This is a genomic window from Ruegeria sp. SAZD013, from assembly GCF_059612525.1.
Window position 1 is genome coordinate 660,904 of record NZ_JBXWQT010000020.1, and the last position, 21,750, is coordinate 682,653.

The following is a 21,750-nucleotide window of genomic DNA, read 5'->3' on the forward strand; positions in this document are numbered from 1 at the left end:
CTTGGGATCAGTAGAAGAACTCTTCCCGCACGATCTTGCCATCTGCGACGTGATAGACACCCACTTCACGCATATCGAAGGCTTCGCCGGTTTCCTTTACCTTGCCCTGCACTTCAAAAATCACCGCAAAACGGTCTTCGCCGTGCACAAACGGGTCGCTGACCGAAGCGCCCGAAACCTCGTGGGCGCCTTCCCACCATTCATGTTTTCCTCGGATCGCATCACGCCCCTGTATTTCGCGCCCCATGCCTGAGTAATCGACCGCTTCAACAGAAACTGCGTCTGACGCATACAATTTCTCAAGATTTTCCTTGGCGCGGTCCTGGCGGCAGCCGGCCACCAACTCGTTGGCAATCTCTTTCAAATCCATTGGTCTTCTCCACAATTTGTTCACTATATGTTCTTATTGCCACAGGCCTATGATTCGAACCAGCCCCTTTGTCTTGCTTCGGCAGGATTCCCCGCCTATACGCGCGGTCATGCTTGATACCTCGAACCAACCTACTCTGCCGCCCGAGATTGCCCGTCGCCGGACATTCGCCATCATCTCGCACCCGGATGCGGGCAAGACGACGCTGACGGAAAAGTTCCTGCTTTACGGGGGCGCCATTCAGATGGCTGGTCAGGTGCGCGCCAAGGGCGAGGCACGGCGGACACGCTCGGACTTCATGCAGATGGAGAAGGATCGCGGCATCTCGGTCTCGGCCTCGGCAATGTCCTTCGATTACGGGAATTTCCGGTTCAATCTGGTGGACACGCCCGGCCACAGCGATTTCTCGGAAGATACCTACCGCACACTGACGGCCGTGGATGCGGCCGTGATGGTGATCGACGGCGCGAAGGGTGTCGAAAGCCAGACGCAAAAATTGTTCGAGGTCTGCCGCCTGCGCGATCTGCCGATTCTGACCTTTTGCAACAAGATGGACCGAGAAAGCCGCGATACGTTCGAGATCATCGACGAAATTCAAGAGATGCTGGCCATCGACGTCACCCCCGCCGCGTGGCCGATTGGCGTGGGTCGCGATTTTATCGGCTGTTACGACATGCTGCGTGACCGGCTGGAGCTGATGGACCGCGCCGACCGCAACAAGGTGGCCGAGAGCATCGAAATTAACGGGCTTGATGACCCGAAACTGTCGGAACATGTTCCTGCACACCTGCTGGAAAAGCTGCTGGAAGAGGTTGAGATGGCGCGCGAGTTGCTGCCCGCGCTGAACCCGCAGGCGGTGCTTGAAGGGCATATGACCCCGATCTGGTTCGGCTCGGCCATCAACTCGTTCGGCGTCAAGGAACTGATGGAAGGCATCGGCGCATATGGACCACAGCCGCAGGTGCAATCAGCCGAACCCCGCCAGATCTCTCCGGATGAAAAGAAGGTCGCGGGCTTTGTTTTCAAAGTTCAGGCCAATATGGACCCCAAGCATCGCGACCGGGTGGCATTTGTCCGCATGGCATCAGGCCATTTCAAACGCGGTATGAAACTGACCCATGTGCGGTCGAAAAAACCGATGGCGATTTCAAACCCGGTGCTGTTTCTGGCATCTGACCGGGAACTGGCTGAAGAGGCCTGGGCCGGAGACATCATTGGCATTCCCAACCACGGCCAGCTGCGCATCGGTGACACGCTGACCGAAGGTGAGGCGCTGCGCGTCACCGGCATCCCCTCTTTCGCGCCGGAACTGCTGCAAGGCGTCCGTGCGGGTGATCCGATGAAGGCCAAGCATCTGGAAAAGGCCCTAATGCAGTTTGCCGAAGAAGGCGCGGCAAAGGTGTTCAAACCTTCAATTGGGTCAGGCTTTATCGTGGGTGTCGTCGGCGCGCTGCAATTCGAGGTGCTCGCCAGCCGGATCGAGATGGAATACGGCTTGCCTGTGCGTTTCGAGGCGTCTCAGTTCACCTCGGCCCGCTGGGTCAGCGGTGACAAGGCTGAGGTCGAAAAGTTTGTGAATGCAAACAAGCAGCACATCGCGCACGACCTTGACGGCGACATTGTCTATCTGACCCGGCTGCAATGGGACATCGACCGGGTGGTTCGGGACTATCCCGCCCTGAATCTGACCGCCACCAAAGAGATGATGGTGTGATCCAACTGACTGATTGCACAGCCGAGTCAGCCTGTGCAATTCTGCGCGCATGAACAAGGATGAACTGACTTTCCTCGGCGGTCTTCCAGACATGCTGGACAGGTATGAGAACCGGCGCAGCCCGTTTCAGTTCGGCACCACCTCTTTGCCTGACCTTGACATTGACCTTATTGAACTGGCCGGTCGAACATTGCCCGAAAGTGCGACTGTGCCCCCGCCGAAGCCCAGTACAAGTTGGGATCGCAAGCGTGCTCAGATTGCGCGGGAATTTGTCGGAAACTCGGAACTTGCCTTCCTGAATGCCCAGCTGATCTCGAACTTGCGAAAGCGGTCCTTCCCGCGTCACGCCCCGCTTCTGTTTTGTCGCCTTTGGGACGAACAGTCGGACCACCTTCTGTCCACGCTTGATTTGCGATGGCTGGTCTCGTCGGTTCAGACCTTTGCGGACCACGGTCAAACTGCAACTCAGCGCGAGGTTGGTCACGCTTTGCGCATGTTGTTCGGCATGATGAAGCTATATGAGTTCGAAAGGCGCTTTTCGGGGCTGACCCCGGAAACACCGTTTCAACACCAGAATTTGAGAAGTGTCCCGCTGCCCTTTCAGATGAAAGGGTTTTCCCTTGGAAGTGGCGGACTGGATGTCAATCTGATTGCTCCGGTCTGGACCAAGGCCCTAAGCGATACCACCATCGCGCCGCTGGTCGATCACTTGATGACCGAGCTCAACAGAGATCCCGGCGGTATCTTTCGGCGCCTGAAACGCATGCGCGAAGTGCGCGCGCAGCGCACATGACCACATGGGGTGTCGTGTCGATGGTCAGGGGCCCGACCGAAGATGTCCTTCGGTTCGTGGCCCATCACCTCGATCTGGGCGCCGAGACCATCTATATCTATCTGGATGAACCGAACCAGCGCACGTTCGAGGCGCTGAAGGCACATCCCGGTGTTTGCGTAAAGGTTTGCGATGACGCCTATTGGCAAAAGCTAAAACGCACGCGACCGGAAAAGCACCAAGTTCGCCAATCGGTCAACGCAACATACACCTATCGCGACACGCACCTGGATTGGCTGGCCCATATCGATGTTGACGAGTTTCTGTGGTCGCCGACCCCAATCTCGGATGTGTTGCGCGATATCCCGGCCAAGGTTCACGCCGCCCGTGTCCGCCCAATCGAGGCGCTGGCAGGCGGTGAAGACCTGTACAAGGCTCATGTGCCACAAAGCCCGGCCCGTACAGAGTTGATTGAGATGCTTTATCCCAACTATGGGGCTTTCGTCCTTGGCGGGTTCCTCAGCCATGTACAGGGCAAGTTGTTTGTGCGCACGGGATTGAAACGTCTGAGTTTTCGTATCCACAACCTGTTTCAGAACGGGAAATTGCGGCCGTGCAATTACGAGCTTGCACAGGTCGATCTATGCCACCGCCACGCGCCGGACTGGGATCACTGGATCGCACACTATCCGTTCCGCATGGATCGCGGCTCGTATCAGGCTGGTATGGCTCCGAATGCCCCTCGCGAGATGGGCGGGCTGAACAAGAATGAATTGCTCAGCTGGATTGAAAGCGAACACGGCGAGGATGGGCTGCGCGCGTTCTTCAACGAGATGAGCGGCGCTGACCCAGAAGTCCGCGCCCGGCTGGAGCAGAATGGGCTGATCCGCCACCGCGCATTGAATCTGGACGGGAAACTGGCGAAACACTTTCCCGGAAGCTGCTGAATTGTTGCGCAAAACTCGAACCTGTTTCAATCAAACCAAGATTCTGCGGTCTTCATTTGACCCCGACCCACGTATTTGTTATGTCCGCGTCCAAGCCGATATGCCGCATCACGGGCATGGCCATCCGGGCCCGGCACATCTTATACGCGCGGGCCAGGTCAAGTGTCCGCATTAAACCGGACTTACATGACAAAATTTAACGAACTGAACCTGAACCCGAAGGTCCTCAAAGCCATTGAGGAAGCCGGATACGAAACCCCAACTCCGATCCAGGCAGGTGCGATTCCACCCGCATTGGAAGGGCGCGATGTTTTGGGCATTGCCCAGACTGGTACTGGCAAAACCGCCAGCTTTGTTCTGCCGATGATCACACTGTTGGCCCGCGGTCGCGCACGTGCACGCATGCCACGTTCGTTGGTCTTATGCCCCACGCGTGAGCTGGCAGCGCAGGTAGCGGAGAACTTCGACACCTACACCAAGCACCTGAAACTGACCAAAGCACTGTTGATCGGCGGCGTCAGCTTCAAGGAACAGGATGCCCTGATCGACCGGGGCGTCGACGTTCTGATCGCCACGCCGGGCCGTCTTCTGGATCATTTCGAGCGCGGCAAACTGTTGCTGACCGGTGTTCAGATCATGGTGGTGGATGAGGCGGACCGGATGCTGGATATGGGGTTCATCCCCGATATCGAGCGCATCTTCTCACTGACACCATTCACCCGGCAGACCCTGTTCTTCTCGGCGACAATGGCATCCGAGATCGAGCGGATCACCGATACGTTCCTGTCGGCCCCTGCCCGGATCGAAGTGGCCCGGCAGGCCACCGCATCCGAAACCATTGAACAGAGCGTCGTCATGTTCAAAGGTGGGCGCCGTGACCGCGAGGCCAGCAACAAGCGCGGCCTTCTGCGCGCGCTGATCGATGCCGAAGGTGACAAATGCACCAACGCGATCATCTTCTGCAACCGCAAGACAGATGTCGACATCTGCGCCAAGTCGCTGAAGAAATACGGTTACGACGCCGCCGCCATCCATGGCGATCTGGACCAGTCGCAGCGGATGAAAACATTGGATGGATTCCGTGACGGGTCCTTGCGCCTGCTGGTCGCCTCAGACGTGGCGGCACGCGGTCTGGATGTTCCGGCTGTCAGCCATGTGTTCAACTTCGACGTCCCCAGCCACCCCGAGGATTATGTGCACCGCATTGGCCGCACCGGTCGCGCCGGGCGCGAAGGCAAGGCCATCACAATCTGCTCGGGACGCGACGAAAAAGCACTGGTTGCGATCGAAAAGCTGATCCAGAAAGACATCCCGCGCATAGACAACCCGGTTCAGGAAGAGCCCAAGCCCGAACAGCCGAAGCCCGAGAAAAAGGCTAAGGCCCCCGAAAGCATGAAAGAAGGTAAAAAATATCGCGAGCCGAAGGGGCACAGTCGTGGGCGCAAGGAAGGCACCGGCCAGACCGTCGTGGGCATGGGAGATCACCTGCCCAGCTTCATCGCGCTTAGCTTTGACGAGCGTCGCGCCAGCTAGATTGCCAGCACAAGCGCTAAAATCGAGAACCCAAGCAACATCATCCCGGCGATCTCGCGCCGGGTGATCGTTTCTCGGAAGAATAGGATCGAAGCCATGAGGCTAAAGATCAGCTCTACCTGCCCCAGAGCTTTGACGTAAGCCGCATTCTGCAAGGTGAAGGCCCAGAACCAGCAAAACGAGCCACCGAGGCTGGTCAGGCCGACGAACACTCCGGTATTCCGCGTCTGCCAGACTGCGTGCAGTTCTGCGCGGTCGCGCCACAGCAGCCATATCCCCATGCTGGTAAACTGGAATGTCACCACCACTGCCAGTGTTACCAGCGCCCGGAACCACGCATCGATATCGCCCAGTTGCAGTGAAGCCCCACGATAGCTGACGGCGGAAAACGCAAACAAAACACCTGATCCAAGCCCCAATTGCGAAGCCCGATTGGTCAGATGGCGCCACCAGGGTCCGTCCCCTCCGGGTGTTTTTGACAACAAAAGCACAGCCATCAACCCCAACAGGATCGCGATCAATGCGCCGCGCGATACACTGTCCCCCAAGACCAAAAAGCCAACAATCGCGGTCTGGATCACTTCGGTTTTCTTGAAGGTAATTCCAACGGCAAAATTGCGTTGTTTGAACAGCGCCACCACGCAGATCGTAGCAAGGATTTGCGCTGTCCCGCCGATAACCGCGTAAAGCCAGAACAAACTGCTGAGCTGGGGCATACTCGCCCCAGTTAACTGCAACGCAACACATAGCCCGATAACGGCCAACGGCATAGAATAGGCAAACCGCGCAAAAGTTGCACCTGCAGCAGACAGCTTCACGCTGGCCAGGGACTTTTGCAGCATGAAACGCACAGTCTGAAAACTGGCGGCGGCTATGGTGACAGGAATCCAGAGACTCATGCCACCCGTTGTGTCGATAAATCAAGGCTTTGGCCAGAGAGGATGTGGCACAGGGTCTTTTGCGCGAACGAAATACTGCCGGAAGATCTGTGTATAGGACCGGTAAACATAAGCCTCATTGCAAGCCAAGTACCTGTCCTTTCCGTCCCGGTACAATGCAGGTAGGCGATACCAAGGAGCGGCCGGATTCATATGATGAACGACGTGCAGGTTATTGTTCAGAAAAAGAAAAGCCAAAGGTCCGCGATCTTCGATGATTACCGTGCGGGCGCGGGATTTTTCATGTGCACGATGTTCAAGAAACGTGCGGATCTTCAAAAGCGACAACCCCAGATAGGCTGCGATCAGATAGGCCCAGGCCGGCATGGCCGATTGCGCAACCACCCACAGCACCGCCGCCGCACCGGGCAAATGCAAAGCCCATCCTAGCAGGATCGCCTTGTCCCCGCGCATAAATCCACGCCATTCGTCCCGCATAAACAGAACCTGACCAAGAGCAGGACCCAACACCATCCGCCCCAACAGCGTGTTGTTCAAGCTCAAGATCATCTGCGCCAGCCGCGGCAATCCCGACCAGATATGCGGGTCCAGATAATTCGATTCCGGGTCGTCATAAGGGTCCGTCAGGGTGGCATCCTGATGATGCGCCAGATGCAGGTCCCGAAAGCGGCTATACGGAATGGCCAATGTCAACGGCAGTGCCATCAACGTCTCGTTCAGCCATTTGGCACGAAAGGGGTGCCCATGCAGGGCTTCATGCGTCAGTGACGAATGCAGAGCCGCAACGACACCCAGAGCCGGGACTGCCAACCACAAGGATGCAAGCGCCAACCAAAACAAACCGGCAAGCCATGCCGCATAACACAAGACAATCAGGAATAACGTGCCCCATTCGGGTGATTTGGGTGCAGTGGGATCAGCCATTTCGTCCCCACGAAATGTTCGCCCAGATTCTTTCGTAAATCACGTACATCGTCAGGCCGATGGCCGTGTTCACCAACGCCAGCGCCCCTCCTACAGCGGCCGAGCCTGTTGCCAACAAGCCCACCATTGTCATGATCGCCAACCCCATCGCATTCCAAACGATTGCTTTCACGACTGATCTTCGCCGCGTTTCCATTCCGAACCCCGTTCCTTTTTCTTACTCAAAAGCGTTACATCCGGACCCCAGTATTGGAAATTCTGAATATGATTAACAAAATTCAACAACAGTGATAAAAATCATGACATGCAGGGAAATATCGACAAGCGCGATCGCGCCTCCCAGTTTCGTCTCCGCCTAGCCCGCGCGATGGAAGAGCGCCATGTCAGCCAAAGTGCCCTTGCGCGCTATATTGGCGTTGACCGCTCGACCGTTTCCCAATTGCTGACAGATAATGGTGCTCGGTTGCCCAACGCACATGTTGTTGGCGGATGCGCAGCGGCGCTTGGTGTATCGGCCGACTGGTTGCTGAGCCTTTCCGACAGGCCGGAAAGCGCGGCTGAGCTTCTGGCAAGCTCGCTGACCTTTACCGAGGCCCCCCGCGCCCTTGTCGATGAACGTATCTTCGAGTGGCATCAGGAGGCCGCCGGGTACAAAATCCGCTATGTCCCGGCCACCTTGCCCGACATGCTCAAGACGCGTGCGATACTGGAATGGGAATACGCCCCGCATCTGGGCCGGACCGCTGATCAAGCCATCGGCGCGTCGGCGGATCGTCTGACTTGGATGCGCAGCGCCCAGTCGGACTATGAGATCGCCATGCCGTTATTCGAAATCGAAAGCTTTGCAAACGGCACCGGGTATTATCAAGATCTCAGCCCAGAGGTTCGGCTGGAACAGATCGATCACCTGTTGGCGCTGTGCGAACAGCTCTATCCGCGGATGCGCATCTATCTGTTTGACGCAAAACGGCTTTATTCGGCACCGGTAACGATTTTCGGCCCGCTACTCTGTGTATTCTACGCGGGAAGTCACTATATGGCCTTCCGCGACCGGGATCGGATCGAGACATTCTCACGCCATTTCGACACGCTGGTACGTGAGGCCGAAGTGGTCGCCCGGGATTTTCCAAACCACCTGCGTTGCCTCAGAACGGCGGTTTCCCGCGACGGGTGATGCAGCAGCGCTCAACCTGTGCTATTTTACTATGGCGCGAACCATAAGGCATTCCGAACACAGACGGAGGAGCACAGGAATGGACGCAATTCAAACCGCTCAATACGCACGTGCACTTTTTGCCGCCCATGGAGACCAAGCCGAGGCCGAAGCCGCGAAAAAAATGCGCGACTGCGAAGCTGCCGGGAATCGGCAAGAGGCCCAGGACTGGCAAGCGGTCCGTCGGACCATCCGCCAGATCCGTGGTCCAAACCAAGGCTGAGTTACAGTTTCGGGTCCGGGTTGACCGTGTGACCATCCACCGCGATCACCTGACCTGAAACCAGACGTGCCGCATCCGAGGCAAGGAATACTGCCATATTGGCGACATCCTGCGCTTCGACGAAGCGCCCCATTGAGGTGCCAGAGGCATAGCCCTGATAGACCTCGTCACGGGTCATGCCCTTGGCTGCGGCTTCACGGGTCAGGACGCCTTCCATCCGAGGGCCTTCAACTGCGCCCGGACAAATGGCATTGGCACGAATGCCATAGGGCCCCAACTCCATGGCCAGCGTCTTCATCAACCCAATGACGGCCCATTTTGCCGACGCATAGGGCGCACGGAACGGGTAGCCATACTGCCCGGCTGTCGACGAGGTCAGAATTATACTGCCCGCCCGCGCCGATTTCATCAGCGGCGCTGCATATTTTGCCGCCAGAAAAGCACCGTCCAGATTGACCGCGACACAAGCACGCCACGCGTCCAGATCAATTTCCTCAATAGCATTTGTCGGGCCGGCAATACCGGCATTGGCGCAGAGCACATCCAACCCGCCCGTCGACCTGATGGCGTTAAATACCGCGCGCATGTCAGCCTCGTCCGCAACATCCGCTCGGTGCCTGGTCCAATGTTCGGGCAAAGAAACCAACGCCGCCTGATCGATATCCGTGACCCGGACGTCATAGCCAACAGCGTCAAACGCCTCGGCCATGGCCCGGCCGACGCCTGACGCGCCAGCCGTCACCAGAACCCGGCGCGTCATGAAGGCTTCCTGATCGCCGCGCCTGCGCCTTCGGGGTAAGGCAACCCGGCCTGAGCCTCGGCAACCCGCGTCATAGCTACCTCAATTTCAGCAGATGGCGGGCTGGGGCGACGGGTTTCCAGACTGACATGCAGCAGAAAACTTTCGCCCGTGGCCAGCAGCTTGTCGCCCTCGTACATGCTGTGGAACACGTGCAGCTTCCTCCCCTGCCCCAACAGCATCTGCGTGCGCACGTCGATTTTGGCACCAGCATGAGCTTCATCCACATAACGGATATGGTTCTCCGCCGTGAAATAGCTGCCACCCGAGGCGATGTAATCCGCATCGCATCCAATGATTTCCATGAACCGATCGGTGGCGGCGGCAAAGGCTTCCAGATATTTCGCTTCGTTCATGTGGCCGTTGTAATCCGTCCAGTCCAGAGGAACAGCCCGCGACAGGGTCAGGATGGGCTGGCTCAGGTCCGCTTGATCCAGCGTCGGCAGCGCTCCGGGTTTCAACCGTGCATCATGTTGGTTCAGCACCGCACCCGCGCCGTAATTCTGCGCCTTGAGGGCCCGCATCATACCGACAAGGTTGTTATCGCGAATGCGCTCCAGCTCTCGGATCGAATGCATCCCGGATTGTGCGTCAGATTGATTGGCGATCAAATCGACCAGTTCGTCAGTGAACTCGGGAACATCCATCAACTTGGTCCAAGGCCATTTCAAGGCAGGCCCGAACTGCGCCATGAAATGCCGCATCCCCGCCTCGCCCCCGGCCACGCGGTAGGTTTCGAACAGACCCATCTGCGCCCAGCGGATGCCGAAACCCATACGGATGGCCTCGTCAATTTCTTCGGTTGTCGCGATGCCATCCTTGACCAGCCAAAGCGCCTCGCGCCAGACAGCTTCCAGGAACCGGTCGGCGATATGCGCATCGATCTCTTTTCGGACATGCAACGGGAAGAACCCAAGCGATTTCAACAGGTCCTGGGCCTGTTTGATCATCTCGGGCGGGTTCTTGTCCGTTGGTACAAGCTCGATCAAAGGTAGCAGGTATACCGGGTTGAAGGGGTGCGTCACCACGATCTGCTCGGGGCGCAGCGCTCCGTCCTGAAGTTCGGACGGCTTGAACCCGCTTGTCGAGGATCCAATGATCGCGCCCGGATCGCAAGCCTCCTGCAAGCCTTTGTAAACCTTCAATTTCAGATCCAGACGCTCCGGCACGCTCTCCTGTATCCAACGCGCACCCTTAACCGCTTCGGCCATGTCGCTGTGAAAGCTCAGCGCACCCTCGGCTGGCAACGGAACGTCACTCAGCCCCGGCAAGGACCGTCTTGCGTTGTCCAACACCTCGCCAATCTTGCGTTCCGCCTCGGGATCAGGGTCAAACACCCGCACATCCCAGCCATTGAGCAGGAACCGCGCAGCCCATCCGCCGCCGATAACTCCGCCCCCAATAATTGCCGCCGTTTTCATGATTCCCCACCTACTGGCTGCTCATGTTTCATCTTTTTAGAAATACTCCGGGGGCTTGGGGGCTGGCCCCCAAAAACCTGCGTGTCCATTATTTTGCAACAGGTGCCTGCTTGGTCAGCCCCAGCTTCGCACGGACTTCGTCAGGGCCGATCACGCGCGCGCCCATATTCTCGATGATGGATCCTGCACGTTCCACCAGTTGCCAGTTCTCGGCCATTACGCCCTTATCCAGCCACAGGTTGTCCTCAAGCCCAACGCGCACATTGCCGCCCGCCAGAACCGAAGCCGCGACAAACGGCATCTCGTTCCGTCCCAGCGAAAACGCGCTGAAGGTCCAGTCATCCGGCACGTTGTTCACCATCGCCATAAAGGTATTCAGATCATCCGGCGCGCCCCACGGTACCCCCATGCACAGCTGGACCAGAGCGTTGGGTGCCAGAATCCCTTCCTTCACCAGTTGCTTTGCAAACCACAGGTGGCCAGTGTCAAAGGCTTCGATCTCGGGCTTGACACCCAGATCGGTCATCATCTTGCCCATGGCGCGCAATGCCCCGGGCGTATTCGTCATAACATAATCTGCCTCGGCAAAGTTCATTGTGCCGCAGTCCAGGGTGCAAATTTCGGGCAAACATTCTGCAATATGCGCCACGCGTTCCGATGCTCCGACCATGTCCGTGCCCGCGGCCACTGGAAACGGGTTTTCAACACCGCCGAACACGATATCGCCGCCCATCCCGGCCGTCAGATTCAATACGACGTCCACATCAGCGTCGCGGATGCGGTCCGTTACCTCGCGATACAGATCCAGCCGGCGGCTTGGCACGCCGGTCTCAGGGTCACGCACGTGGCAGTGAACCACTGCCGCCCCGGCCTTGGCGGCGGCAATCGCGCTGTCGGCGATCTGCCGCGGTGACCGCGGCACATGCGGACTGCGGTCCTGCGTTCCGCCCGAGCCGGTTACGGCACAGGTAATGAAGACTTCGCGGTTCATTTCCAGAGGCATGGTGTTTTCCCCAAGTTATACCCGGTTCTGCCTTGGGTTTTCCCCAGGCTTTTCCCCGGATTCCGATTTGCGTTCTGACCCGACTCTGGCGCAGCTTTGGGAAACCCACTTGGCAATATGCGAATCAAACTTGATGAAATCCGCAAAAAACATACTGCAACCGGAACACCGCGCCCTAAAAACTGCGGTGCTTGTACTGGACGAATGCAACACGCTCAGCTTTGCCTCTGCGGTGGACCCGATGCGGGCCGCGAACCGTCTGGCGGACCGCCCGGCCTTTGACTGGGACTATGTGACCGCGACGCCAGAACCCGCGGTGCTTACCAGTGCGTTGCAAGTGCCCGGTATCCCACTGGCCCGGTTGCAATCCTGCGACCTGATGATCGTGGTCGCCGGTTTCCAACTGGCCCGCCACGCCACCCCCAGCCTGCTGGCTGGTCTGCGGCGCATCGCGGGCACAGGCGCAACGATGGCAGGCATTGATGGCGGCCCGTGGCTCCTGGCCGAGGCCGGGCTACTGGATGGCCATCTGGCAACAACCCATTGGGAAGACCTCGAAAATTTTGCCACCCGGTTTCCCGAAGTTGATGTGCGCACTGATCGCTTCACCGTTTCCGGCAACCGCCTGACTTCGGGTGGCGCAATTCCGGCTGTAGAAATGATGCTGCACATCATCGCCGCCCGTCACGGCGCAAGTTTCGCCGCGCGCGTTGCAGGCCTGTTCCTTTACGATGGCGCTCCGGACCCCGGAAAACCGCAAAGCCGCACAGGCGCGCCACATCGCCACACAGCGCTGACGGCCAAGGCCAACTCGATGATGCAGGCGTCACTGGATGATCCCCTGCCGCTGGCCTTTATCGCAGACCGCCTGGGCACCAGCCCACGGACGCTGCAACAACAGTTCCGCCTCCGCCTGAACACCACGCCGCAGGACCACTATCTGCAACTGCGCCTGGCCGAGGCCCGCCGTCTGGTCACCGACACCGACATGCCATTGATGGATGTGGCACTCGCCACCGGCTTCGCCTCACAATCCAGCTTTGCCCGCGCTTTCCGCACCGCCCACGGTCAATCGGCCCGCGACCTGAGACACGAACGCGCGCATCCCACCCATCACTGACCGGATCCCCCTTCATCTGGCCAAAAATATCCCGGGGGCGTCGCCAAAGGCGACGGGGGCAGAGCCCCTAAAACGGCATCGGGTGCGCCCGATGCGCCCTGCCGATCTCGGCCAACACGTCCTTGGGTAACTCAAGATCCACGCCCGCCAGAATATGATCCAGCTGCGCGACGGTCGTGGCCCCGAAGATAGCCGACATCATGAAAGGGCGCGTCCGGCACCACGCCAGCGCCATATGCACCGGATCCAGACCATGCCGCGCGGCGATGTCCAGATAAGCTGCAACCGCCTCGAAAACACGACCGGATTTCCGGCCGCCCATCTCTGGCACAAATGACATACGCGATCCGTCGGGCACGCAGTCGTTTTGGTACTTTCCGGTTAAAAATCCTGCTGCCAAAGGGGAAAACGCCATCAGCCCAACATTTTCATGCACACTCAACTCACCCAGGTCGGTGTCGAAATGGCGGCATAGCAATGAATATTCGTTCTGCACAGATGCCACACGCGGCGCCCCCATCTGTTCGGCCAGCAGCAGCCATTGCGCGGTTCCCCAAGCGCTTTCATTCGACAGGCCAAAGGCACGGATATTGCCCTTGTCCACCTGAGCCTGCAGTGCCTCAAGGCATTCCTGCATGTTGCTCAGCACTTCGTCTGTGTTTTCGCCAGACGGCGCATAATCCCAATTCTGCCGAAACATATAGCTGCCCCGATTGGGCCAGTGGAACTGATAGAGGTCGATGTACCCGGTCTGCAATCGTCGCAAAGACCCCTCAATCGCTTCGGGTATGGTGCGGGCGGTGATCGGCGCACCATCACGGACAAAGGACAGCCCCGCGCCGGAATGCTTGGTCGCCAGAACATAATCACCCCGGCGGGTAGGATTGGCGGCATTCCAGTTTCCCAAAATCTCTTCGGTGCGCCCGATCGTTTCCTTCGCGACAGGGTTCACCGGGTACATTTCGGCCGCGTCGACAAAGTTGATCCCCGCGTCCAGCGCCATATCCATCTGCCGGTGCGCATCCCTTTCAGATGTTTGAGAGCCAAATGTCATCGTGCCAAGGCACAGATCACTCACCATAATTCCGGTACGGCCCAAAGGCTTCTTCTGCATCGTCGTATCTCCTGAAAATTGCGGGCCGGTCAGGCTTCGGCCTTTTTTTCCCACCGCCCGGACTCCTCCGACCAGTATTGTGCGGAACATCCGGCATCCGTCAGCGCTTTCCACTGCCCGCGCGCGTGTTGTACAGCCATGTCGTCATTGCCATCGAACAGGATACAAACCCGTTCCAGCGCGGCGACTTCTTCCGCCTCGACCACCGCGCCATCCACAGCCATGATACAGGTCGCGCCATTTCCCGCCACGGCGCTGGTGGTCAGCAGGATCGGCTGGTCCGCGTCATACGGACCGCCTGCGCGTCCATGGGGCAGGAACCTGTCCTCGGGTCCCAGCCACAGTTTTTCATCCAGCCAGTCCATCCGTGCAGTGTCAGTACCCCGCACGGCTATCCGCCACCCGGCTTGCCGCGCCTTGTCAAGCAGCGCAGGCAAGGTGTGCTCCAGCGGCTGGCGGGTCAGGTGGTAGAAATAGACAGCGCCCATATGCCTACTCGAAATTGTCCTGCACAAACCGGCTCAGTGCGCGCACACCCCAGCCGGTGGCGCCTTTGGGCGCGTAAGATGTCTCGTCGGCCACCGAGGCGACGCCCGCAATATCCAGGTGAATCCACGGCGTTTCCTCTTTCACGAAACGCTGCAGGAATTGCGCGGCGGTGACTGAACCCGCGGGACGACCGCCCACGTTTTTCATGTCGGCAATGCGCGATTTCAGCAACTTGTCATAGGCATCGCCCAATGGCATCCGCCAGGCGCCTTCATCCTCGGCCTTGGCTGATTTCAGGAAGGCATCGCAGAATGTGTCATTGTTCGAAAAGACACCAGCATTCTCATGGCCCAACCCGATAATGATCGCACCGGTCAAAGTTGCCAGATCGATCATGCCGACCGGCTTGAACCGTTCCTGCGCGTACCACATCACGTCACACAGAACCAGGCGGCCCTCGGCGTCGGTGTTGATAATCTCGACCGTATCACCTTTCATAGACCTGACCACATCACCCGGACGGGTGGCGTTACCCGAGGGCATATTCTCGACCAGACCAACCAGCCCCACGACATTGGCTTTTGCCTTGCGCTTGGCCAGCGCGCGCATGGTGCCCGCAACAACTCCGGCTCCGCCCATGTCCATGGTCATCTCTTCCATGCCAGCAGCTGGTTTGAGCGAGATACCACCCGTGTCGAACACTACGCCTTTTCCGACCAAAGCCAGGGGCGCGTCGTCCTTGGCCCCGCCATTCCACTGCATCACCACCACTTTCGAAGGGCTGTCCGAGCCCTGCCCGACGCTTAGCAATGTGCGCATTCCCAACTCGGCCAGCTTGTCTTCGTCCAGCACTTCGACCTCAAGACCCAGCTCCTGCATCTCAACCAGACGGTCCGCGAATTCGGTAGTGGTCAAAACATTTGCCGGTTCATTGGTCAGATCGCGCGTCATCCGAACGCCATCAGCAATTGCATAGAGAGGTGCAAAATCTGCCTCGATCTCTGCAGGCTTTGCGTGGCTGATTGTCACTGTACCGGCCTTCTGGCTTTCCTTGGTTTTATGCGCTTCGAATTCATAGCTGCGCAGAACAATCCCCAGTGCCAGATCCTCGGCCCGCGCCTGATTGCCCACCATCACCAGCATGTCCTTGCCGCCTGCCAGCTTAGCCAGCGCCGCACCTGCCTTGCGGGCTTCGGCGGCCTCGGGGCGACGTGGCAGAACCAGAACATCCAGCGCCTCAGCCGCCATTCCGGCGGGCCATGCCATCGAGATGACATCACCTGTCTTGGACTTTCTGAAACTCTCGCTTTCAACAAGCCGCGCCAACCCGCCCTTTGTCAGACGGTTCGCCTTGCGGGCTGCCGGGCCCATCTTACCGTCATCCGGAATGATGATGGCGACGCGCCCTCCGGCCTGCGCCATAGCCTCCAGGTCAAACTCCTGAAAACGGATCGGTATCAGACTGCTCATTGTACACTCCTCGAATTCTGTTCCCCAAGACCTAGCCCGCAGGGCACGCGTTGACCAGATAGCAGTTTTCCCCGCCTTTCAATTGCATTAAGGTCCCGAAAAAATGACCGGCAGGCTCGGGGGAGAAAGACGTGGTACGAGAGGGCAGGCATACGCCATCGCGCACAGCATTGCGCAGGCGCGATATCGGCCCGAAGCCTCGCACTACAGGCACTGCGGGGTCGTGCCTATGATCCTGGACCGTTATTTCGCTCGCCGGTTCCTGCAAAGCTTCATGGTCATCGGAGGTATTTTCCTGACCTTGATGATTCTCATCGATCTGATCGAACAGATTCGCCGCTTTGACGATTTCGACCTGTCATTTGCCCAGTTGCTGCACCTTACGCTCCTGAATACACCAGCCGCCATCAGCGAAATGCTGCCTCTGCTGGTTATCCTGTCCACCATCGCCTTGTTCGTCGGGCTGGCACGCACATCAGAACTTGTGGTGACCCGTGCAACTGGCCGCTCGGGCATCCGCGCTTTGGTCGCCCCTGTCTTGTTGTCGCTGATCATCGGCGCGCTGGCCGTTGCATTGTTGAACCCCATCGCAGCGGCCACATCCGAAGAGTTCCGCCGCCTGTCGGATTCATACCGAAACAACGGCAGTTCGGCCCTTTCGATCAGCAGCGAGGGCCTGTGGCTGCGCCAGTCCGCCGAAAACGGACAGGCCGTTATCCACGCCCGGTCAACGTCGAACCAAGACAAGCTGCGGCTGGACGGTGTAACCGTCATCACCTTTGGGCGGGATGGCAAACCGACCCAGCAGATCGTTGCAAACCGGGCCGAGTTGGAAGATAGGAACTGGGTTCTGTATCAGGCAAAAACCTGGGCCTTGCAGGATGGGCAAAACCCCGAATCCAATTCAGTTGTACACGAGCGTCTGGAGCTGCCGACCTCGCTGACCCGACAGCGGATCATGGACACTTTGGGACAACAGGATTCGGTTTCGGTTTATGACCTGCCCCAGTTGATCAGCGACCTGCGCGAGGCGGGATTTTCGACCAAACAATATGAGGTCTGGCTGCAAGTTCAGCTTGCCCGGCCTTTGTTTCTGATCTCGATGGTTCTGATCGGGGCCGCGTTCACCATGCGCCACGTTCGGTTCGGCGGCACAGGGATCGCCGTCCTGACAGCCGTCCTGCTTGGATTTGCCATCTATTTCGTGCGCAATTTTGCGCAAATCCTCGGGGAAAACGGACAATTGCCCATCTATATCGCTGCCTGGGCACCGCCCTTTGCCGCAATTCTGTTGTCTCTTGGTCTGCTTCTGCATGCGGAGGACGGCTGATGCGGCATATTATTCATGTGTTGCTTACCAGTGCGCTCGCTTTGTCCGTCCCGGCGGGACTTGCAGCACAGACCTCTCAAGGTCAACCACAGCCACAGGGCACACAAGCGCAGCAAGAGCCTGCCTTGCTGGTGGCCGACAAGGTTTTCATCACGCCTGAACGTAAACTTGTGGCAGAAGGCAATGTCGAAGCCTTTCAGGGCGACACCAAATTGTCCGCTCATCGCATCACTTATGACCGCGAGACCGGCGAGCTGATACTGGAAGGCCCCATTCGTATCGATCAGGGTGGCCAGACCACGCTACTGGCGGATTCAGGGCAACTGGACAGCGGAATTCAGAACGGACTGCTGATCGGCGCACGCATGGTGTTCGAACAGCAGGTACAAATCGCCTCGGTTCAGGCGAAACGGACCGCAGGTCGCTATACGCAATTCAGCAAGGTTTCGGCCACATCTTGTCATGTCTGCACCGACGGCAGGCCGCCTCTGTGGCAGATCAGGGCGCGCAAAGTCACGCATGATCAACTGGAACGGCAACTATATTTCGAAGGCGCTCAGCTTCGGGTGCTGGATTATCCGGTATTCTACTTTCCCTATCTGCGCTTGCCCGACCCAACGCTAGAGAGGGCAACCGGATTTCTGGTTCCTTCGATCCGCAGCACGTCGCAATTGGGCACTGGAGTTCAGGTCCCTTATTTCTTTAAACTTGGCGATCACAAGGACCTGACACTTACTCCTTACGTCTCAGCCAAGACGACAACGCTGGGATACCGCTATCGTCAGGCTTTCGTGAACGGACGCATTCAGGTGGAAGGCGCTTATACACGGGATGATGTGCAACCCGATCAGGATCGCGGCTACCTTTTTGCCACCGGCTGGTTCAATCTGAAGAACGATTTTCGTCTGACCTTCAATCTGGAAACCACATCCGACGATGCCTACCTGGCCGACTATGGCTTGCCGGATCTGGACCGTTTGCGCAGTGAAATCGCGCTGGAGAGGATCAAGCGCGACAGCGCGTTCAAAACCAGCCTGATCTATTACAAAACACTGCGGGACAGCGAAAATCAGGACGAGATCCCGTCCCGCGTCTTCGATCTCAACTATGAAAAACGCTATTTTCCCAACACACTGGGTGGCGAGGTTCGGCTGGCTTTCATCGGCCACGCGCACGAACGAACCAGCAACACAGATGTTGTTGGCCGGGATATTGCACGGGCCACCTTCGACGCCGAATGGTTGCGCAGCTGGACGTTCGCGTCGGGGCTGCGGGTCGATACGACGCTAGGGGCGTCGGTTGACACTTTCAACGTCCGCCACGACAGCAACTATCCAGACAACGTGACCCGATCTACACCGCGTGCGGCTTTGACACTCCGTTATCCAATGACACGGCGCGAGGAGTCGGGGGCAGTTCAGTTCCTCGAACCGATCGCACAGTTTGGATGGACACATGTGTCGGACACCGATGTACCGAATGATGAAAGTACCTTTCAGGAATTCGATCAGGGCAACCTTCTGTCCCTGTCTCGTTTCCCGGCTGAAGATCAGCGCGAGAACAGCGCCACCGGCGTGGTTGGCCTGAACTGGGCTCGGTATAGCGCGGGTGGCTGGCAGGCCCAGGCGACCGTGGGTCAGGTGTTTCGTGCTGACGCCGATCCGAATTTCACGCTGACATCGGGGTTGCAGGGCACATCGTCGGATTTGCTGGTGGCCGGGCAGATCAGCACGGCCAATGGCTGGTCACTTGCCGGGCGCGGTTTGATCGACGGTGATTTCAGCTTTGTCAAAGCCGAGCTGCGCGGCGCATGGGCATCCAAATATGCCGGCCTGTCTGGCAGCTATATCTGGCAGGAACCGGACCCGGCGGAAAACATCACCGAAGAAATCTCGGAAATTCTGCTGCTCGGGCGTTACCAGGTCGATCAGAACTGGCTGACAAATGCCCTGGCGCGCTACGATCTGGCCGAGTCGGAACCGATCCGGCTGGGTCTGGGCGTGACCTACCAGAACGAATGTGTTCAGGTTAACATGTCCGTAAGTCGGCGCTTTACTTCAACATCCACTATTGAGCCTTCGACAGAATTCGGCTTTACCCTTTCTCTGACAGGGTACGCCCTTGAAGGCGGTGGCAAGACATACAAGAGAACATGCAGTTGATATTAGGTTTCTCCAGGTTTCTCGGTTCCGGTTGGCTTAAGCCGGTCACACCGGCACTAGTTGCCGCAGTTTTTGCAATCGCGCCTCTTCAGGGCGGCGCGCAAAGCCTGTTCTCACCCGCGATCCGCGTCAATCAGGACATTGTCACCTGGTATGAGCTTGAACAGCGCTTGCAATTCCTGAATGTTCTGGGCCTGCCCGGTGGTAGCGAAGCTGACGTCAGGGATGCCTTGATTGATGAAAAACTGCGCAGGCAGGTCATGCGTGACGCCGGCGTGCAAGCGACGCCCGAGGCCGTTCAACTGGGCATCGACGAATTCGCCTCGCGCGGACAATTGTCATCCGAACAATTCCTAAAACTTCTCGGCGACGCGGGCGTCGACCCGGAAACGGTCCGGGATTATGTCGCCGATCAACTGGCATGGCGCGACTATATCAGTTCGCGCTATCTGTCGCAGGCCCGCCCGACCGAGGATGAGATCGATCGCGCTCTGGGCCAGACGGGCGGTGGCGGATTGCAGGTCCTGCTGTCCGAAATCATCATCCCGGTAAACCCGCAAACGGTTGCCCAGACCGAGCTGTTGGCCGAAGAAATCTCGCGGCTGGAAGGGCAAGACGCTTTTTCTGCCGCCGCGGCTCAGTATTCCGCAGCCGCAACACGGGGTCAGGGTGGACGTCTGGACTGGTTGAATATCTCGAACCTGCCCCCGGCGCTTCAACCTGTCATCCTGGGGCTTCAGACCGGTGAGATTACCGACCCGATCACCTTGCCGAACGCTGTTGCCCTGTTTCAGATGCGTGGCTTGCGCGAAGTCGCAACCGGCGCTCCGCGCATTTCAAAGTTGGATTATGCCGCCTATTACCTGCCAGGCGGGCGCAGCGCCGAAACCCTTTCGCGGGCCGCGAAGCTGAAAGAAGAAATCGACACTTGTGATGATCTCTATGGCATTGCCAAGGATCAGCCCGCCGAAGTTCTGGACCGGGTCGAAGCCGCGCCTTCCGAGGTGCCCGGTGATATTGCCGTAGAATTGGCCAAGCTGGACCGGAACGAAGCATCGGCGAATCTGACTCGCAACAATGGTCAGACGCTTGTGTTCCTGATGCTGTGCAACCGCACGCGGGATCTGGGCGAAGACACCTCTCGGGGCGATGTCGCCAATGCGCTGGCGCAGCAACGTCTTCAGGCCTTTGCGGCCAGTCTGGTGGAACAGCTGCGGGCTGACGCTGTCATTACTCAGGAATGATACGCCCCGTCGCGCTCAGCTGCGGCGAACCGGCCGGTATCGGCCCGGAAATCGCGGCCAAGGCGTGGGCTGAACTGCGCGATGCCTGCCCGTTTTTCTATATCGGGGACGCCAGCCACTTGCCCGCAGGCACTCCGGTTGCCAAAATCGAACATCCCGGTCAGGTCGCTGAAATCTGTGATCGGGCCCTGCCCGTTCTTCAGATGGACTTTCCCGCCCCTAACGTATTCGGCCAGCCAAACCCGGCCAACGCGCCGTCGGTGGTTGATGCCATCGAAACCGGCGCCGAACTGGTACAGACCGGTGAGGCCGCAGCGCTTTGCACTGCACCGATCAACAAGAAAGCCCTGATCGACGGCGCAGGCTTCACCTTTCCTGGCCATACCGAGTTTCTGGCAGCCCTTTCCGGAACCCGTCGGGTTGTCATGATGCTGGCCAGCGAGAGGTTGCGCGTCGTTCCCGCGACAATTCACATTCCATTGTCACAGGTTCCCGCGGCACTTACCCCTGATCTTCTGCGCGAGACGATTGAAATCACTGTACGCGGTTTGCGTGATCAGTTCGGGCTCACACATCCCCGCATCGCAGTTGCAGGTCTGAACCCACATGCAGGTGAAGGCGGCAAGATGGGCACAGAGGAACTCGACTGGATTGCTCCGATGCTGGCTGATCTGAACCCAGAGGGCGCAACCATCACCGGCCCCCATCCTGCGGATACTCTGTTTCACGCAGCCGCCCGCGCCCGCTATGACGCCGCCATCGCCATGTATCACGATCAGGCCCTGATCCCGATCAAGACGCTGGATTTCGACCGGGGCGTGAATGTCACCCTTGGCCTGCCGTTCATCCGTACCTCACCCGACCACGGAACAGCACTGGACATCGCGGGGAAAGGCATCGCCAACCCCTCCAGCCTGATCGAAGCCCTGAAACTTGCCCAACGCATGGTAAAAAGCTCTTGATCCTTCACCTGGCTGAAAATATCCCCGCCGGAGGCACAAAA

The 21,750-nt window shown here is 58.4% G+C and carries 21 protein-coding genes; 11 read left to right on the forward strand and 10 right to left on the reverse strand.

The window, feature by feature from the left end; genetic code table 11:
* Nucleotides 1-7: 7 nt before the first annotated feature.
* Nucleotides 8-370 (reverse strand): SnoaL-like domain-containing protein, encoded by a 363-nt coding sequence (locus AC2FLU_RS09485; RefSeq protein ID WP_496808745.1) that lies wholly within the window; start codon nt 368-370, stop codon nt 8-10.
* Nucleotides 371-479: 109 nt separating this feature from the next.
* On the opposite strand from AC2FLU_RS09485, the gene AC2FLU_RS09490 reads away from it, so the two are divergent.
* The 4 genes from AC2FLU_RS09490 (at nt 480) to AC2FLU_RS09505 (ending at nt 5,336) form a co-directional block, all read left to right on the forward strand.
* Nucleotides 480-2,084 carry a peptide chain release factor 3 gene (locus AC2FLU_RS09490; protein WP_496811952.1) on the forward strand — a complete coding sequence of 535 codons (1,605 nt, stop codon included), beginning with the start codon at nt 480-482 and terminating at the stop codon, nt 2,082-2,084.
* 49 nt (nt 2,085-2,133) lie between these two features.
* Nucleotides 2,134-2,877, forward strand: a complete 744-nt coding sequence (locus tag AC2FLU_RS09495; RefSeq protein ID WP_496808743.1) for a hypothetical protein — start codon at nt 2,134-2,136, stop codon at nt 2,875-2,877.
* The gene (locus tag AC2FLU_RS09500) at nt 2,874-3,803 is read left to right on the forward strand and encodes a glycosyltransferase family 2 protein (RefSeq protein ID WP_480553710.1); all 930 of its coding nucleotides are present in this window, start codon (nt 2,874-2,876) and stop codon (nt 3,801-3,803) included. The genes AC2FLU_RS09495 and AC2FLU_RS09500 overlap by 4 nt, the downstream gene beginning before the upstream one ends.
* Before the next feature lie 186 nt (nt 3,804-3,989).
* Nucleotides 3,990-5,336, forward strand: coding sequence for a DEAD/DEAH box helicase (locus AC2FLU_RS09505; protein ID WP_480553711.1), 1,347 nt, complete (start codon nt 3,990-3,992; stop codon nt 5,334-5,336).
* Here the strand turns inward: AC2FLU_RS09505 and AC2FLU_RS09510 are convergent.
* The 3 genes from AC2FLU_RS09510 to AC2FLU_RS09520 are packed head-to-tail and all read right to left on the reverse strand — an operon-like array spanning nt 5,333 to nt 7,355.
* Nucleotides 5,333-6,235, reverse strand: a complete 903-nt coding sequence (locus AC2FLU_RS09510; protein ID WP_480553712.1) for an EamA family transporter — start codon at nt 6,233-6,235, stop codon at nt 5,333-5,335. The genes AC2FLU_RS09505 and AC2FLU_RS09510 overlap by 4 nt on opposite strands.
* 21 nt (nt 6,236-6,256) lie before the next feature.
* Nucleotides 6,257-7,159: a fatty acid desaturase gene (locus tag AC2FLU_RS09515; protein WP_480553713.1), complete on the reverse strand. Its 903-nt coding sequence runs from the start codon at nt 7,157-7,159 to the stop codon at nt 6,257-6,259.
* Nucleotides 7,152-7,355 (reverse strand): DUF2061 domain-containing protein, encoded by a 204-nt coding sequence (locus AC2FLU_RS09520; RefSeq protein ID WP_267366130.1) that lies wholly within the window; start codon nt 7,353-7,355, stop codon nt 7,152-7,154. Before AC2FLU_RS09520 ends, AC2FLU_RS09515 begins: the two co-directional genes overlap by 8 nt.
* A gap of 108 nt (nt 7,356-7,463) precedes the next feature.
* Between AC2FLU_RS09520 and AC2FLU_RS09525 the strand changes: the two genes are divergently transcribed.
* Nucleotides 7,464-8,333 (forward strand): helix-turn-helix domain-containing protein, encoded by an 870-nt coding sequence (locus tag AC2FLU_RS09525; protein ID WP_496714814.1) that lies wholly within the window; start codon nt 7,464-7,466, stop codon nt 8,331-8,333.
* A 79-nt stretch (nt 8,334-8,412) separates the two neighbouring features.
* Nucleotides 8,413-8,595, forward strand: a complete 183-nt coding sequence (locus AC2FLU_RS09530; protein WP_480493037.1) for a hypothetical protein — start codon at nt 8,413-8,415, stop codon at nt 8,593-8,595.
* 1 nt (nt 8,596) lies between these two features.
* Here AC2FLU_RS09530 and AC2FLU_RS09535 read toward each other — a convergent pair whose 3' ends face one another.
* The 3 genes from AC2FLU_RS09535 to bcoG all read right to left on the reverse strand — a co-directional run bounded on the left by AC2FLU_RS09535 (nt 8,597) and on the right by bcoG (nt 11,818).
* On the reverse strand, nt 8,597-9,355 hold the full coding sequence (locus AC2FLU_RS09535; RefSeq protein ID WP_496808741.1) for an SDR family oxidoreductase: 759 nt from the start codon (nt 9,353-9,355) through the stop codon (nt 8,597-8,599).
* A complete protein-coding gene (locus AC2FLU_RS09540) occupies nt 9,352-10,818 on the reverse strand; it encodes a carnitine 3-dehydrogenase (RefSeq protein WP_496808798.1) in 1,467 nt (488 codons plus the stop codon). Before AC2FLU_RS09540 ends, AC2FLU_RS09535 begins: the two co-directional genes overlap by 4 nt.
* 85 nt (nt 10,819-10,903) lie before the next feature.
* Nucleotides 10,904-11,818 carry a 3-dehydrocarnitine:acetyl-CoA trimethylamine transferase BcoG gene (gene bcoG, locus AC2FLU_RS09545; protein WP_480517312.1) on the reverse strand — a complete coding sequence of 305 codons (915 nt, stop codon included), beginning with the start codon at nt 11,816-11,818 and terminating at the stop codon, nt 10,904-10,906.
* Between the two features lie 133 nt (nt 11,819-11,951).
* Here bcoG and AC2FLU_RS09550 point away from each other — a divergent pair, with 133 nt between their 5' ends.
* Nucleotides 11,952-12,938, forward strand: a complete 987-nt coding sequence (locus AC2FLU_RS09550; protein ID WP_480517314.1) for a GlxA family transcriptional regulator — start codon at nt 11,952-11,954, stop codon at nt 12,936-12,938.
* 67 nt (nt 12,939-13,005) lie between these two features.
* Here the strand turns inward: AC2FLU_RS09550 and AC2FLU_RS09555 are convergent, their stop codons facing one another.
* The 3 genes from AC2FLU_RS09555 to AC2FLU_RS09565 are packed head-to-tail and all read right to left on the reverse strand — an operon-like array spanning nt 13,006 to nt 16,011.
* Nucleotides 13,006-14,052: an aldo/keto reductase gene (locus AC2FLU_RS09555; RefSeq protein WP_496714812.1), complete on the reverse strand. Its 1,047-nt coding sequence runs from the start codon at nt 14,050-14,052 to the stop codon at nt 13,006-13,008.
* A 29-nt stretch (nt 14,053-14,081) separates the two neighbouring features.
* Complete coding sequence (locus AC2FLU_RS09560) at nt 14,082-14,540, reverse strand: DNA polymerase III subunit chi (protein WP_480621903.1); 459 nt, start codon at nt 14,538-14,540, stop codon at nt 14,082-14,084.
* A 4-nt stretch (nt 14,541-14,544) separates the two neighbouring features.
* Entirely contained in the window at nt 14,545-16,011 is a 1,467-nt protein-coding gene (locus AC2FLU_RS09565) for a leucyl aminopeptidase (protein ID WP_496714811.1), read from the reverse strand.
* A gap of 229 nt (nt 16,012-16,240) precedes the next feature.
* Here AC2FLU_RS09565 and lptG point away from each other — a divergent pair, with 229 nt between their 5' ends.
* From lptG to pdxA, 4 genes are read left to right on the forward strand one after another with little or no spacing between them, the layout of a single operon-like run.
* Nucleotides 16,241-17,341, forward strand: a complete 1,101-nt coding sequence (gene lptG, locus AC2FLU_RS09570; RefSeq protein WP_480621905.1) for an LPS export ABC transporter permease LptG — start codon at nt 16,241-16,243, stop codon at nt 17,339-17,341.
* Nucleotides 17,341-19,503 (forward strand): LPS-assembly protein LptD, encoded by a 2,163-nt coding sequence (locus AC2FLU_RS09575; protein WP_496808740.1) that lies wholly within the window; start codon nt 17,341-17,343, stop codon nt 19,501-19,503. The genes lptG and AC2FLU_RS09575 overlap by 1 nt, the downstream gene beginning before the upstream one ends.
* The gene (locus tag AC2FLU_RS09580; protein ID WP_480553718.1) at nt 19,494-20,747 is read left to right on the forward strand and encodes a peptidylprolyl isomerase; all 1,254 of its coding nucleotides are present in this window, start codon (nt 19,494-19,496) and stop codon (nt 20,745-20,747) included. Before AC2FLU_RS09575 ends, AC2FLU_RS09580 begins: the two co-directional genes overlap by 10 nt.
* Nucleotides 20,744-21,709 (forward strand): 4-hydroxythreonine-4-phosphate dehydrogenase PdxA, encoded by a 966-nt coding sequence (gene pdxA / locus AC2FLU_RS09585; protein WP_496811953.1) that lies wholly within the window; start codon nt 20,744-20,746, stop codon nt 21,707-21,709. Before AC2FLU_RS09580 ends, pdxA begins: the two co-directional genes overlap by 4 nt.
* Nucleotides 21,710-21,750 lie beyond the last annotated feature (41 nt).